Origin of the sequence: Streptomyces populi (assembly GCF_002911015.1) — a bacterium.
GTDB classification, from domain to species: domain Bacteria; phylum Actinomycetota; class Actinomycetes; order Streptomycetales; family Streptomycetaceae; genus Streptomyces; species Streptomyces populi.
In genome coordinates, this window is the sequence record NZ_KZ626905.1 from 1 (window position 1) to 15,215 (window position 15,215).

Genomic DNA, 15,215 nt, shown 5'->3' on the forward strand with positions numbered 1-15,215 from the left:
CGTCAGCCGGAGCCTCCGAAGAGGCTTCCGTTGCCGTTGCCGTTTCCTCTGTTGCTACCGGTACTGGTCGTCGCCGACGGCGAGGTGGTCACACCGCCGGTGTCCGTACCACCGGTGTCGGTCCCGCCCGTGTCGGTCCCGCCGTTGTCGTTGTTGTTGCACCTGAAGTCGAACTTCCTGCAGGTCTCGGTCGGCGTCGGCGAGGGAGACGTCAGGGTCGCGCTCGGGGTCGGGCTCGGGCTCTCGGTCGCGCTCTCGGTGGCCGAGGGCGTCGGCGTCGGGCTCGGGGCCTCGTTGATGACCGTGCCGATCTCCTCGGGCACCGGGAAGGGTTCTGCCTTCTCCCCCTTGAGGGCCACCTTCATGTAGTCCCGCCAGATCTGGGACGGGAACGAGGCACCGTGGATGGTCTCCTCACCACCCGTGCCGTACATCTCCAGGAACTTCCGGTTCTTCTTGGTCTCGTCGTCGTCCAGGCGGTACATGCCGATCGCCGTGGACAGCTGCGGGGTGTACCCGACGAACCAGGCCGACTTGTTGCCGTCGGTCGTACCGGTCTTGCCGGCCACCTCACGGCCCGGCAACTGGGCGTTGGTGCCGGTGCCCTTCTCGACCACGGTCTTCAGGACGTCGGTGACGTTGTCGGCGACCTTCGGGGTGAAGGCCTCCACGACCTTCGCGATCTTGTCGTGCTGGAAGACGGTGCCGTCCTTGCTGGTCACCTTCTCGACCGAGTACGGGTCCCGCTGCTTGCCGCTGGCCGCGAAGGTGGCGTACGCCCCGGCCATGCGGATCGCGCTCGGGGAGGAGGTGCCCAGGGAGAACGAGGGGAACCTGGAGCTGGCGAGGCTGGACTCCTTGATGCCCGCGCGCAGGACGGAGTCCTTCACCTTGTCCAGGCCCACGTCCATGCCGAGCTGGACATAGGCCGAGTTGACGGACTCGCGCATGGCCTCACGCAGATCGATCTGGTAGGTCGGCGGGTTGAGGGACTGCCCGCCGTCGTTCGTCTGCAGCCACTCCTGTCCCTTGTCGTCCGTCCAGTCGGTTCCGTCGAAGTCCTTGATCTTGAGCTTGTTCTTGCCGCTGTACAGGCTCTTCGGCGAGACGACGGTGCGCTCGTCCTGCGCCTGGGTCGGGTCCCCGTCGGGGTCCCTGACGCCCCAGGACATGGCGGCGGCCAGCACGAAGGGTTTGAACGTCGAACCCACCTGGGCACCGGTCTGGTCGGCGTTGTCGGTGAAGTGCTTGGTCGCGTCCACGCCGCCGTAGATGGCCTCGATCGCACCGCTGTCCGGGTTGACCGACGCCCCGCCGAACTGGACGTACTTGTCGGTCTTCGGCCGCAGCTTGGGCTTGATGTTGGCCTTCTGCACCTTCTGTACCGCAGCCTTGAGCGCGTCGACCTTCTTCCTGTCGAAGGTCGTGTGGATCTGGAGGCCGCCCTGGCGGAGCTTGGTCTCGGTGATCCCGGTCTTGTCGCTGTTGTTGACCAGGTACGAGTTGACCAGGTCGACCAGATAACCGACCTGCCCGCTCAGCGCGGCGTTCGACCGCGGGGACTGGATCGCGGGGAACTTGGTGTACTTGGCCCGCGTGGCCGCGTCCAGACGGCCGTCCTTGACCTCTTCGTCGAGGATCCAGCGCCAGCGCTCCTCGGCGCGCTTGCGGTTCTTGTCCTGCGTGGCGTTGACCGGGTCGATCGACGGGGCGCCGGCGGGGTCGTAGTACGTGGCGCCCTTGAGCACCGCCGCCAGGAAGGCGCACTCGCTCGGGTTCAGCTTCGTGGCGTCCTTGTCGAAATACGCGTGCGCGGCGGCCTGGATTCCGTAGGCGTTGCGCCCGTAGTACGCGGAGTTCAGGTAGCCCGCCATGATGTCTTCCTTGGGCACCTTGGCCCCGACCTTGATCGAGACGAAGAGCTCCTTGAGCTTGCGGGAGACCGTCTGCGACTGGTCCTCGAGCATCGCGTTCTTCACGTACTGCTGGGTGATGGTGGAGCCACCCTGCGTCTGGCCGCCCTTGGCCATGTTCACGAAGGCGCGGGCGATGCCCATCGGGTCGACGCCGCTGTCGGTCTCGAACGTCTTGTTCTCCGCCGACATCACCGCCCACCGCATCTCCTTGGGGATCGCGGCGTAACCGATGATCTGGCGGTTGGTCTCACCGCCCGTGGCGACCATCTCGCTGCCGTCGGCCCAGTAGTAGACGTTGTTCTGCGCCTTGGCGGTCTTGCCGATGTCCGGAATGCCCACGAGCGCGTAGCCGACGCCGGCGGCCACGACCAGGCTGCCGGTGAAGCCGATGAACAGGCCCGTCACGAGCTTCCAGGACGGCACCCAGCGCGCGGCGCCGTACCGGCCCGCGCGCGGGTAGTCGATGATTCGTTTCTTGTCGGGCTCGGGAGCGCGGCCTCGGCCACGTCCGGGACCCCCCGGACCCTGAGGACCACCGCGTCGGCCGCCCCCTCCTCCGGAGCCGCCGTGGCCCGCGCCGTCGGCGGCTCTGCGCCGGCCTCCGGTGTTTCCGCGCTGCGTGGCACGGCGTGCATCGGCACGGCTGCCGAACGGGCTCTCTTCACCTCCCGGACCGTACGGATCGGAAGGAGACCCGGTGACGTCTCGCGGTGCCTCGCGGCGGCCTGCGGACGGGCCTGCCTGCGGCTGGCCGCGCCGGGCCGCGGCACGTCCGCCGCCCTGCGGCTGCGGCGGTTTGCGACGGTGCTCGCTCATCGAACGACTACTCCTCGGGCAGGCGCACCCTTGCGCGCCTGGAAACGGCGGCTGGTTTCCGGTCCCCCCGAAGTACGGATGTGGTCGATTGCGCATTCACCCGTACTGCACCAAAGACGTTGACGTTCTCAGACGTCACTCGGTTCCCGGTGGTGTCCATCCCGCACAGAGTACGCACCGCCAAAACTCACCTAGCACAGAGTTCATACCAAATCAGGCAACTTGCTTCGTATGAATCGGTGATGTGATGCCGTTCACTCTCCTCCCACTTGTCGCATCATCAGGCTCGTTCTATCGTGCTGATGTATCGAGTCGATACATCAGCACGGCATAAGGACCACGCCGACGAGACAGCGACAGGGAGGAGGCGACGATGAGCCGGCGTGCCGGGATCCTCGAGTTCGCCGTACTCGGCCTGCTCCGCGAGTCCCCGATGCACGGTTATGAGCTGCGCAAACGACTCAATACGTCACTGGGTGTGTTCCGTGCCTTCAGTTACGGAACGCTCTACCCCTGCCTCAAGACGCTGGTCACCAACGGCTGGTTGATCGAGGAAACAGGATCCACACCCGAAGACGCCCTGACGGCAACGCTGGCGGGACGTCGCGCCAAGATCGTCTACCGATTGACGGCGGAAGGTAAGGATCACTTCGAGGAGCTTCTCGCGCAGACGGGGCCCGACGCGTACGAGGACGAGCACTTCGCGGCTCGCTTCGCCTTCTTCGGGCAGACGTCACGCGACGTACGCATGCGCGTACTGGAAGGTCGCCGCAGCCGTCTGGAGGAGCGCCTCGAGAAGATGCGCGCCTCGCTGGCGCGCACCCGGGAGCGCCTCGACGACTACACGCTTGAGCTCCAGCGCCACGGAATGGAGTCCGTGGAGCGCGAAGTGCGCTGGCTGAACGAGCTCATCGAGAGCGAGCGGGCCGGACGGGACGTCAAGCGTCCCGGCCTCGAAGGCTCCGCTCAGCAGGACAACACATCTGGAGAGACGGGCGGCCTGCCCCGGCACCGGGACAGCCCCCGGCCGGATCCGTCCGACGACACCGCCACGTGAGACCCCGTTCGGGGTTTCACCGATAGACACAGGGAGCAACCGGAATGGGTTCGGTTCGCGTAGCCATCGTCGGCGTGGGCAACTGCGCCGCCTCGCTGGTTCAGGGCGTCGAGTACTACAAGGACGCCGACCCGGCGACCAAGGTGCCCGGCCTGATGCACGTCCAGTTCGGCGACTACCACGTCGGTGACGTCGAGTTCGTCGCCGCGTTCGACGTCGACGCGAAGAAGGTCGGCCTCGACCTCTCCGACGCCATCGGTGCCAGCGAGAACAACACCATCAAGATCTGCGACGTCCCGAACAAGGGCATCACGGTCCAGCGCGGTCACACCCTGGACGGTCTCGGCAAGTACTACCGCCAGACCATCGAGGAGTCCGCCGAGGCGCCGGTCGACGTCGTCCAGATCCTCAAGGACAAGCAGGTCGACGTCCTCGTCTGCTACCTGCCCGTCGGTTCCGAGGACGCGGCGAAGTTCTACGCCCAGTGCGCCATCGACGCCAAGGTCGCCTTCGTCAACGCCCTCCCGGTCTTCATCGCCGGCACCAAGGAGTGGGCGGACAAGTTCACCGAGGCTGGCGTCCCGATCGTCGGCGACGACATCAAGTCGCAGGTCGGCGCGACCATCACGCACCGTGTGATGGCGAAGCTGTTCGAGGACCGCGGTGTCCGTCTCGAGCGCACCATGCAGCTCAACGTCGGCGGCAACATGGACTTCAAGAACATGCTCGAGCGCGACCGCCTCGAGTCCAAGAAGATCTCGAAGACGCAGGCCGTCACCTCGCAGATCCCCGACCGCGAGCTGGGCGAGAAGAACGTCCACATCGGTCCCTCGGACTACGTGGCCTGGCTCGACGACCGCAAGTGGGCGTACGTCCGCCTCGAGGGCCGCGCCTTCGGCGACGTCCCGCTGAACCTGGAGTACAAGCTCGAGGTCTGGGACTCCCCGAACTCGGCCGGTGTCATCATCGACGCCCTGCGCGCCGCGAAGATCGCCAAGGACCGCGGCATCGGCGGCCCGATCCTCTCCGCGTCGAGCTACTTCATGAAGTCCCCGCCGGTCCAGTACTTCGACGACGAGGCCTTCGCCAACGTCGAGAAGTTCATCAAGGGCGAGGTCGAGCGCTAAAGCACACTTCCGTGCTCGCTGTCGAGGGTCCCCGGGCTTACTGCCCGGGGACCCTCCTCGTATGTGAGGCTGTGCCCCATGGCCGTCATGCGTGACCTGCGCGTTCTCCTGCGCTTCCGGGGATTCAGACGCCTGCTCGGGGTACGGCTGCTGTCCCAGGGTGCCGACGGCGTCTATCAGATCGCGCTGGCCACCTACGTGGTCTTCTCACCGGAGAAGCAGACCTCGGCGGCCTCCATCGCCTCCGCGATGGCGGTGCTGCTCCTCCCGTACTCCCTCGTCGGCCCCTTCGCGGGCGTCCTGCTGGACCGATGGCGGCGGCGGCAGGTCTTTCTGTACGGCAATCTGCTGCGTGCGGTACTGGCGTGCGTGACGGCCGTCCTGATGCTGGGCCAGGCACCCGACTGGCTCTTCTACACCTCCGCTCTCTGTGTCACCGCTGTCAACCGCTTCGTCCTGGCCGGGCTGTCGGCCGCGCTGCCCCGTGTCGTCGACACGGACCGGCTGGTGCTGGCCAACTCGCTCTCCCCGACCGCCGGAACCCTCGCGGCCACCGTGGGCGCGGCTCTCGCGTTCGCCGTGCGGCTGGTCGTCGCGGACTCCGACGCGGCGGTGGTCCTGGTAGGAGCCGCGCTGTATCTGGGCGCGGCCCTCGCCTCGCTGCGTATCGCCCCGGAGATCCTCGGACCCGACCAGGAGCTGGTCCGCCCGTACCTGGGCACGGCGCTCGCCGGCACCGCACGAGGTCTCGCCGCAGGTGTACGCCATCTCGCGGAGCTCCCACGGCGGGAGGCGGCCTGGGCTCTGATGGCGATGACCCTGATGCGCTTCTGCTACGGCGCCCTGACGGTCATGGTGCTGATGCTCTGCCGGTACGCGTGGGCGTCCGGCTCGAACGGCGGGCTCGCGCTCCTGGGACTGGCCGTGGGTGTCTCGGGAGCCGGCTTCTTCGTCGCGGCCGTGGTGACCCCCGGAGCGGCCGGACGACTGGGCCCGGGCCGGTGGATCGCCGTCTGCGCCGGCGCCGCCGCGGTCCTGGTCCCCGCGCTCTGCCTTCCGTTCACCCCCGGGCCCACACTGGGCGCCGCCTTCATTCTGGGCGTGACCACACAGGGCGCGAAGATCGCCACGGACACCATCGTGCAGTCCGCCGTGGACGACGGTTTTCGCGGCCGGGTCTTCTCCCTCTACGACGTCCTGTTCAACGTCGCCTTCGTCGGAGCGGCCGCAGTGGCCGCCCTGATGCTGCCTCCTGACGGGCGGTCCGTTTCCCTGGTCCTCACCGTGGCGGCGGTCTACGCATCAATTGCGGTTGCTATGACCCGCTTTGAGCTTCAGTAAGTGTCACATCAGGGCTACAGAGCCACTTCTGACTACTGCGTTGTCACAGGGGCCAGATAACTTACGTGCGTCTTACTTTCGTGTCACGCACCTACGTTCCAGGGGGACCCCCAGTGACAACTCCGCCGCCGCCCCAGAGCCAGAACCCCTACGCGCAGGGGCAGCCGCCCCAGGGTGGCAACCCCTTCGCACAGGGTCAGCCCCCGCAGGGATACCCGCAGCAGCCGACCGCAGGTTACGCCCCGGTCCCGCCGGCGCAGCCGAAGCGCAAGATCACCTTCAAGCTGGTCAAGAACGTCGTTACCGTCGTCGTGGTGGCCGTCGCGGTCATCGGTGGCTACATAGCCAGCCGCGACGACGCCAACACGGCGGCGGTCGGCGACTGCATGCACCGTGGCAACAGCAGCAGCACCAATCCCGACCTCGAGGTCGTCGAGTGCAGCTCGTCCAACGCGCAGTACATCGTGCTGGCCAAGGTCGAGGGCTCGTTCACCTCGGCCGCCGCGGACAGCAAGTGCGAGGAGAAGGCCAAGGACTTCCAGTACTCGTACACCGAGAGCGGCGACGGCAGCGACTTCCTGCTCTGCCTGAAGGACTACTCGAAGTAAAGCAGCTGCGGAAAGGGGCGGTGTTTCACGTGAAACACCGCCCCTTCGCATAGCCCCGCACCGGTGTTTCACGTGAAACATCGACGCAGGGCCGACCGCTCAGCCCTGCTCGGTCCACCACTCCTTGAGCGCCGCCACCGCGGCGTCATGTTCCATCGGCCCGTTCTCCAGGCGCAGCTCCAGCAGGAACTTGTAGGCCTGGCCGATCGCGGGACCGGGGCCGATGCCCAGGATCTCCATGATCTCGTTGCCGTCGAGGTCGGGCCGGATCGCGTCGAGCTCTTCCTGCTCCTTGAGCTGGGCGATGCGTTCCTCCAGCCCGTCGTAGGCACGGGAGAGCGCGGTCGCCTTGCGCTTGTTGCGTGTGGTGCAGTCGGAGCGGGTCAGCTTGTGGAGACGGTCGAGGAGCGGCCCCGCGTCGCGCACATAGCGGCGGACGGCGGAGTCCGTCCACTCGCCGGTGCCGTACCCGTGGAAGCGCAGATGCAGTTCGACCAGACGCGAGACGTCCTTGACGAGATCATTCGAGTATTTGAGCGCCGTCATCCGCTTCTTGGTCATCTTGGCGCCCACCATCTCGTGGTGGTGGAAGGAGACCCGCCCGTCCTGCTCGAAGCGGCGCGTCCGCGGCTTGCCGATGTCATGGAGCAGTGCGGCGAGCCTGAGCGTCAGATCGGGCCCGTCCTCCTCCAGCGCCATCGCCTGCTCCAGAACGATCAGCGTGTGTTCGTAGACGTCCTTGTGCCGGTGGTGCTCGTCACGCTCCAGCCGCAGCGCGGGGAGCTCGGGGAGCACGTGCTCGGCGAGCCCCGTCTCCACGAGCAGCGTCAGGCCCTTGCGCGGGTGGGCGGACTTGATCAGCTTGTTCAGTTCGTCCCTCACACGCTCCGCGGAGACGATCTCGATACGCCCGGCCATGTCCGTCATGGCCGCGACGACCTCGGGTGCCACCTCGAAGTCGAGCTGCGCGGCGAACCGCGCGGCGCGCATCATCCGCAGCGGGTCGTCGGAGAAGGACGCCTCCGGGGTGCCAGGAGTACGCAGAACACGGGCGGCCAGGTCGTCCAGGCCGCCGTAGGGGTCGATGAACTCCTTCTCCGGCAGCGCGACGGCCATCGCGTTCACCGTGAAGTCGCGGCGCACGAGGTCTTCCTCGATGGAGTCGCCGTAGGAGACCTCCGGCTTGCGCGAGGTCCGGTCGTACGCCTCGGAGCGGTACGTCGTGATCTCGATCTGGAACGACTGCTCCACGTCGCCCACGCGGGCGTCCTTCTGCGCCCCGACCGTGCCGAAGGCGATCCCGACCTCCCAGAGCGCGTCCGCCCAGGGCCGGACGATCTTCAGTACGTCCTCGGGCCGGGCGTCCGTCGTGAAGTCCAGGTCGTTGCCGAGCCGGCCGAGGAGTGCGTCCCGGACCGAGCCGCCGACCAGGGCGAGAGAGAACCCGGCCTCCTGGAAACGGCGGGCGAGCTCATCGGCGACAGGGGACACCCGCAGCAGTTCGCTCACCGCGCGGCGCTGCACCTGGCTCAGGGCACTGGAATTGTCTTCATTGGCGTTCGGCACAACAGAAAAGGGTACGTGGCCGGGGCGGCGGGGAGCGCCTGGATAAATCCCACACCTGCCCGACATCTTTTCGCAGGGCAGAATACGCGCACATACAGGACAGTCGGCGCTCATGCCCGATCTTGCGGACCACTCCGTGGCACTTACTCTCAGCGCACCTCGTTACCATGCGTGGACGCACATTCCGACGACCACTGACGACGACGAGGGACGGGCGAGCGCGTGGCCGAGGCGGCAGACTTCCAAGGGACCAGTCCCTCACCTGCCCGCCGGTGGCTCCGGCGCGGCGGTGCACTGCTCGCCGGGGCGCCGCTGCTGGCCGGGCTGCTCCAGCTGCCCTTGAGCACGCCCTCCCAGGCCGCCGAGAAGGCTTCCGCGGCCACCGCCGCGGGGTCGTCCGGCCCGGTGGACGTGAACCTCGACTCGCTGAGCCCCAGCGCCCCCACCGACGGCGACACGATCACGGTCTCGGGCTCGGTCACCAACACGGGCAAGCAGACGGTCACGGACGCCCACGTGGGCATCCGCGTGGGTCCGTCCCCCCTGAACACCCGCACCGCCATCGACACCGTCGCCAGGCGCACCGGCTTCCAGCCGGGCCTCGACCCGCTGGAGGTCGGTGGCAAGTACGTCGTGAAGGTCACCAGGCTCGACGCGGGCAGCTCGCAGCGCTTCAGCATCTCGGTGCCCGCCAAGGACCTCGACCTCGGCTCCGCCGGGGTCTACCCGCTCGGTGTGTCGCTCACGGGCCGGACCGCCTCTCAGCAGTGGGACCAGGTCCTCGGCATCGAGCGGACGTTCCTGCCCTGGCAGCCCGAGGCCGCCGAAACGAAGACGCGGACGACGTACCTCTGGCCGCTCGTCTCCACCGTCCACCTCACGGCGGAGACCGGTTCGGACGCCCAGCAGACACCCGTCTTCAAGAACGACGACCTGGCCGAGGAGATCTCCCCGGGCGGGCGCCTGGACCAGCTCCTGTCGCTGGGCAGCCAGCTCGACGTCACCTGGGTGCTCGACCCGGACCTGCTGGCCTCCGTCGACGCGATGAGGGGCGGCTACCGGATCCAGCAGGAGAACGGCACGACCGTCGCCGGGAAGAACCAGGCGGTGGCCAACGCCTGGCTCGACAAGCTGGAGAAGACGGTCCAGGGCCAGAGCGTCGTCGCCCTCCCTTTCGCCGACCCCGACCTCGCATCGCTGGCCCACCACGGCAAGGACGTCACCGGTTCCCTGAGCCACCTCAAGGACGCCACCGACATGGCGGTCCGCACAGTGGACACGATCGTGCACGTGAAACCGAGCACGGAGTTCGCGTGGCCCGCGGACGGCGCGGTGGACCCCTCGATCATCAAGGTGGCGACATCGGCCGGCGCGGACAAGGTGATCGCCCGCAGCGACAGCCTGCGCGAGACGGGCGGTCTGTCCTACACGCCCAGCGCCGCCCGCCCCATCGGCGGCGGAACGACGGCGGTGGTCGCGGACGAACGGCTGTCGACCGCGTTCCAGGGCGACATGCTGAAGGCGGACGACTCGACGCTCGCCGTCCAGAAGTTCCTCGCACAGAGCCTGATGATCAACCTGCAGGAGTCGAAGAACGAGCGCAGCATCGTCGTCGCCCCGCAGCGCACGCCCACGGCGAGCCAGGCACAGTCCATGGCCGAGGGGCTGCGCGCGCTCCAGCAGGGGAACTGGTCGCAGTCCCAGGGGCTGACCGAGGCCGCCAAGGCCAAGCCGGATCCCGGCGCCACCACGACGGTGCCGCCCACGTCCTCGTACCCGTCGGCGCTGCGCCACCGGGAACTGCCGCGATCGGCGTTCGAGAGGATCCAGGCGACCCAGGCCAAGCTCGACAAGTTCCGGATGATCCTCACTGAAGAGTCCCGGGTGGTCACCCCGTTCGGTCTGGCCATAGACCGGGGGATGTCGGCGTCCTGGCGCGGCCGGCCCGCGGAGGCGGCGGACTTCCGGCAGGGGGTGGAGACGTACCTCGACGGGCTCATGGGTCTGGTGCACCTCATCCAGAAGTCGGACGCGAAGCTGTCCGGGCGCAGCGCCACGATCCCCGTGACGGTCCAGAACAACCTCGTGCAGGGTGTCGGCCATCTGGTGCTGCGCCTCACCTCACAGCAGCCCACCCGTCTCAAGATCGGCGATGCCCCCTACGACGAGCAGCGGATCCAGGTCGCGGGCGAGCACAGCCAGTCGGTCAAGTTCACGACATCCACCAAGGCCAACGGTCCGGTGCAGGTGGTCGCCCAGCTCTACACGGAGGACGGACAGCCGTACGGGGACCCTGTTCCCTTCGAGGTGAAGGTCACCGAGATCACCTCGACGGTGATGCTCGTCATCGGCGGCGGCGTCCTGCTTCTCGTACTCGCCGGTTTCCGGATGTACACGCAGCGTAAGCGCGCGGCGGCCCGGCAGGCCGAGGAGGACGCGGAGAACAGCCCCGAGACAGGGGGCGGGAGCAAGGACGCGGAAGGCACCGTGGACACTGACTCCACCGAAGACTCCGAGGCGGGCCCCGAACGGGCTTCCGAACCGGAGTCCGGGGCAGACGACCCGGAGCAGCCGAGTGACCCGTCACCGGACACCGCACCGGAAAACGCCGACCCGTCCGGCACGGGTGAGAGAGTGGACCGTTGAGCGATGTCGTGGCCGGTGGGCCCGGGGACGATGAGGTGGGGTAACCATGAACGCGCCGTACGACGGTGACCGCGGCCAGGGCGCGGGATCCTCGGGCTACCCCGAGGACTACCCGGACCGGGACGCGGGCCGCCCCGGCCACCCCGAGGGCACGCCGGAGACCGCTCAGATGCCGCCGGGATCTCCCGCGGACATGTACCTCCAGGACGCCTACGACCAGGATCCGTACCGGGCTCAGGACCTCTCCGCCCAGGACCCGGTGTCGGAGGCGCTCTACGACCGTGCCGCGCACCCTCCGCCGGCTCCCGGGACGTACGCCCCCCAGCAGCCGCTGTACGCACAGCCGCCCGCGTCGCAGTACGCACCCGACCCGCGGCTGTGGGCCCAGACGCCGCCTCCGGAGCCGTCCGGGCCGACGCGCCACCTGCCGTACGGGGACGACGCCCGGACCACCCAGTACGTGGGTGTGGACGATCTGGTCACCCAGGCCGGCGAGGAACAGCATGAGCCCGACGCCTTCGCCCACCTCTTCCGCGATCAGCAGCAGGGCGGCGTCCGCCAGTCCTACGGCTCCTCCGGCTCTCCGGCGGTCCCGGCACCGGCCCCCGAGCCGGCTCCGGCCGACGCCCAGCCGCCCGCGGCCGCTCCGGCGAAGTCCGGCGGCCGTGCTTCCGGCTTGCTGAAGTCGAGCGCCGTGATGGCGGCGGGCACGCTGGTGTCCCGTCTCACCGGCTTCGTCCGGACCATGATCATCACAGCGGCACTGGGCGCGGCGACACTCGGTGACGCCTGGACCGTCGCGTACACCCTGCCGACGATGATCTACATCCTGACCGTCGGCGGCGGCCTCAACTCGGTCTTCGTGCCCCAGCTGGTGCGCTCCATGAAGGAGGACGACGACGGGGGCGAGGCGTACGCCAACCGCCTGCTGACGCTCGTCATGGTGGCCCTCGGTGTGATCGTCACCGCCGCGGTCTTCATCGCGCCGCTGCTGATCCAGCTGATGTCGTCGTCCATCGCGGACGACCCCGCAGCCAACAACGTGGCGGTCACCTTCGCCCGGTACTGCCTGCCCACGATCTTCTTCATGGGCGTGCACGTGGTCATGGGACAGATCCTCAACGCCCGCGGGAAGTTCGGCGCGATGATGTGGACCCCGGTCCTGAACAACATCGTCATGATCTTCACGTTCGGCATGTTCCTCTGGGTCTACGGCACCGCCCGCCACTCCGGGATGACGGTGACCAACATCCCGCCGGACGGCGTCCGCCTGCTGGGCATCGGCACCCTGCTCGGCCTGGTCGTGCAGGCCATGGCGATGGTCCCGTACCTGCGCGAGGCCGGCTTCCGGTTCCGTCCGCGCTTCGACTGGAGGGGCCACGGCCTCGGCAAGGCCATCAAGCTCGCCAAGTGGACCGTGCTCTTCGTTCTCGCCAACCAGGCCGGCGTCCTCGTCGTCACGCAGCTGGCCACGGCCGCGGGCAAGGCCTCGGGCAAGAACGGCGCGGGCATCATGGCCTACGCCAACGCCCAGCTGATCTGGGGCATGCCGCAGGCGATCATCACGGTCTCCGTCATGGCGGCCATGCTTCCGCGGATCTCGCGGGCGGCCCACGACGGAGACCCGGGAGCCGTCCGTGACGACATCTCGCAGGGCCTGCGGACCTCGGCGGTCGCGATCGTCCCGGTGGCCTTCATGTTCCTCGCCCTGGGCATCCCCATGTGCACCCTGCTCTTCGGCTCCAGCGGCATCCAGTCCGCCGAGTCCCAGGGCTACGTCCTCATGGCCTTCGCCCTCGGCCTGATCCCGTTCTCGGTGCAGTACGTGGTCCTGCGCGGCTTCTACGCCTACGAAGACACCCGCACCCCCTTCTACAACACGGTCATCGTGGCCGCCGTCAACGCGGCCGCCTCGGCCGTCTGCTACCTGGTCCTGCCCGCGCAGTGGGCGGTCGTCGGCATGGCCGGCGCGTACGGACTGGCGTACGCCGTGGGCGTCGGAGTGGCCTGGCAGCGGCTGAGCAAGCGGCTGGGCGGCGATCTGGACGGAGCCCGCGTGCTGCGCACGTACGCGCGTCTCTGCCTGGCCTCCGTCCCTGGCGCCGTGGTGGGCGGCACCGTAGGCTTCGCGATCACCCGGTTCCTCGGCCACGGCGCGATCGGTTCGATCGCGGCGCTCGTCGTCGGGTCGATCGCTCTGCTCGGCGTCTTCTACGTCGCCGCGCGCAAGATGCGCATCGAGGAACTCAACTCAATGGTCGGAATGGTCCGCGGGCGCCTGGGGCGCTGAAGCGGGGGCAGGCGCACAACCATCGTCCGTCGCCGTGTGTCGTGCATAGCGTCGGACTGTGGGCACAATTGGTTTCTGCGTCGGACAGCGCGCAATGGATGGGGAGGCAGGGACGACGGTGGCGGAACGGAGCACGGCTGCCGTCGACGTGGCAGACAACAGCGGTGACGAACCGCTGACCGCCAAGGCGGACCAGACCACGTCCGACGGGGTGGCCCATAACCGGGAGCGGGAAACGGACAGCGAAGAGGCACAGGGGAGCGGCGGGACCGAGAGTCCCGGAAAGGCCTCACCGCCCGAACTGCACAGCGGGCACAAACTCGCCAGGCGTTACCGCCTCGAAGAGTGCGTCACCCGACTGGACGGTTTCAGCAGTTGGCGCGCGATGGACGAGAAACTTCGCCGTGCCGTCGGGGTGCACCTGCTGCCCGCCGATCATCCGCGTGCCCGCTCGGTACTGGCGGCGGCCCGTTCCTCCGCCCTGCTGGGTGATCCCCGGTTCGTCCAGGTCCTGGACGCGGTCGAGGAGAACGACCTCGTCTACGTGGTGCACGAGTGGCTGCCGGACGCCACGGAACTCACCGCCCTGCTCGCTTCGGGTCCCCTCGAGGTGCACGAGGCCTACCAGATGGTCAGTCAGGTGTCGGGGGCCATGGCCGCCGCGCACCGTGAGGGCCTCGCCCATCTCAAGCTGACTCCGGGCGCCGTGCTGCGCACGTCCACCGGTCAGTGGCGCATCCGCGGGCTCGCCGTGAACGCGGCCCTGCGCGGCATCAGTTCGGACACCCCGCAGCGCACCGACACGGAAGCGATCGGCGCACTCCTGTACGCCGCCCTCACTCAGCGCTGGCCGTACGAGAACGACGCCTACGGCCTCTCGGGGCTGCCCAAGGGCGTCGGTCTCATCGCACCCGACCAGGTGCGGGCCGGTGTGCACCGGGGCCTGTCGGAGCTCGCCATGCGCGCGCTCGCCAACGACGGCGCGACCGCCTCCCGCCACGAGTCCCCGTGCACCACGCCGGAGGAGCTCGTGAAGGCGATCGGCGAGATGCCCCGCATCCGCCCGCCGGAGCCCGCGTTCACCGCACCGCCCGAGTACCAGCGCACGACGTACCAGCAGGGCACGTACGGCCGTCAGGCGCCCCGTCCGGGCGCCACCCAGCCCTTGCCGACCCCGCCGCCTCCGCTGCAGAGCCGTACGGGCACAGCCTTGAAGTGGGCCGTCTCGGCTCTCCTCATCGCCGCCCTGGGCCTCGGCAGTTGGCAGCTCGCAGACGCGCTCATGGACCACGACAAGTCCGACGACACCAAGAAGACCCAGACGACGGACGGCAACGAGAAGGGCGACACCAAGCCCGCGCCTGTCAGGCCGATCGCGATCAAGGGCGCCCAGGAGTACGCGGTCGAAGGCTCTCTTCAGGCTGCCGACGACGTGGACAAGACCTTCGACGGCAACAGCACCACGTTCTGGCGAACCAAGACGTACACCGCTGGACCCAAGCTGGCGCCGTACAAGCCCGGTGTGGGCATTGTCTACAACCTGGGTTCGGCCCAGTCGCTCAAGAACGCCTCGATAGGACTTCGCTACGCGGGTGATCACACCACGATCCACCTGTACGCCGCCGGCGCGCTGTCGCCCACGACGTCCGTCGACGGCATGAAGGAGATCGGCACCGCCACCACGAGCGGCACCACCCTGAACCTGAAGGCGTCCAAGTCCGTGAAGACGCAGTACGTGCTGCTGTGGCTCACCGATGTGCCGAACGCTCCCAGCGACGGCTACAGCGGCGCAGGCTGGAAGCAGGCGATCACGGATGTGAAGTTCACCGGCTGACACTCGTCGACGGA

The 15,215-nt window shown here is 68.3% G+C and carries 9 protein-coding genes; 7 read left to right on the forward strand and 2 right to left on the reverse strand.

Translation table 11 applies throughout. The annotated features are described in order from the left end of the window. Positions 1 to 2: 2 nt before the first annotated feature. Positions 3 to 2,732, reverse strand: a complete 2,730-nt coding sequence (locus tag CW362_RS27900; protein ID WP_103552368.1) for a transglycosylase domain-containing protein — start codon at positions 2,730 to 2,732, stop codon at positions 3 to 5. 373 nt (positions 2,733 to 3,105) lie between these two features. Here CW362_RS27900 and CW362_RS27905 point away from each other — a divergent pair, with 373 nt between their 5' ends. The 4 genes from CW362_RS27905 to CW362_RS27920 all read left to right on the forward strand — a co-directional run bounded on the left by CW362_RS27905 (position 3,106) and on the right by CW362_RS27920 (position 6,865). Continuing rightward, on the forward strand, positions 3,106 to 3,789 hold the full coding sequence (locus CW362_RS27905) for a PadR family transcriptional regulator (RefSeq protein WP_103552369.1): 684 nt from the start codon (positions 3,106 to 3,108) through the stop codon (positions 3,787 to 3,789). 44 nt (positions 3,790 to 3,833) lie between these two features. Then, entirely contained in the window at positions 3,834 to 4,916 is a 1,083-nt protein-coding gene (locus tag CW362_RS27910; RefSeq protein WP_103552370.1) for an inositol-3-phosphate synthase, read from the forward strand. A 78-nt stretch (positions 4,917 to 4,994) separates the two neighbouring features. Further along, positions 4,995 to 6,257, forward strand: coding sequence for an MFS transporter (locus CW362_RS27915; protein ID WP_103552371.1), 1,263 nt, complete (start codon positions 4,995 to 4,997; stop codon positions 6,255 to 6,257). Between the two features lie 113 nt (positions 6,258 to 6,370). Then, positions 6,371 to 6,865 (forward strand): LppU/SCO3897 family protein, encoded by a 495-nt coding sequence (locus CW362_RS27920; protein WP_103552372.1) that lies wholly within the window; start codon positions 6,371 to 6,373, stop codon positions 6,863 to 6,865. A gap of 99 nt (positions 6,866 to 6,964) precedes the next feature. On the opposite strand, the gene CW362_RS27925 is transcribed toward CW362_RS27920, so the two are convergent. Further along, positions 6,965 to 8,431 (reverse strand): CCA tRNA nucleotidyltransferase, encoded by a 1,467-nt coding sequence (locus CW362_RS27925; RefSeq protein WP_103552373.1) that lies wholly within the window; start codon positions 8,429 to 8,431, stop codon positions 6,965 to 6,967. Between the two features lie 222 nt (positions 8,432 to 8,653). Between CW362_RS27925 and CW362_RS27930 the strand changes: the two genes are divergently transcribed. The 3 genes from CW362_RS27930 (at position 8,654) to CW362_RS27940 (ending at position 15,201) form a co-directional block, all read left to right on the forward strand. Further along, positions 8,654 to 11,077: a DUF6049 family protein gene (locus CW362_RS27930; RefSeq protein ID WP_103552374.1), complete on the forward strand. Its 2,424-nt coding sequence runs from the start codon at positions 8,654 to 8,656 to the stop codon at positions 11,075 to 11,077. Positions 11,078 to 11,123: 46 nt separating this feature from the next. Next, complete coding sequence (gene murJ, locus CW362_RS27935) at positions 11,124 to 13,367, forward strand: murein biosynthesis integral membrane protein MurJ (RefSeq protein ID WP_103552375.1); 2,244 nt, start codon at positions 11,124 to 11,126, stop codon at positions 13,365 to 13,367. 118 nt (positions 13,368 to 13,485) lie between these two features. After that, complete coding sequence (locus CW362_RS27940) at positions 13,486 to 15,201, forward strand: protein kinase family protein (protein ID WP_103552376.1); 1,716 nt, start codon at positions 13,486 to 13,488, stop codon at positions 15,199 to 15,201. The last annotated feature ends 14 nt before the right edge of the window (positions 15,202 to 15,215 follow it).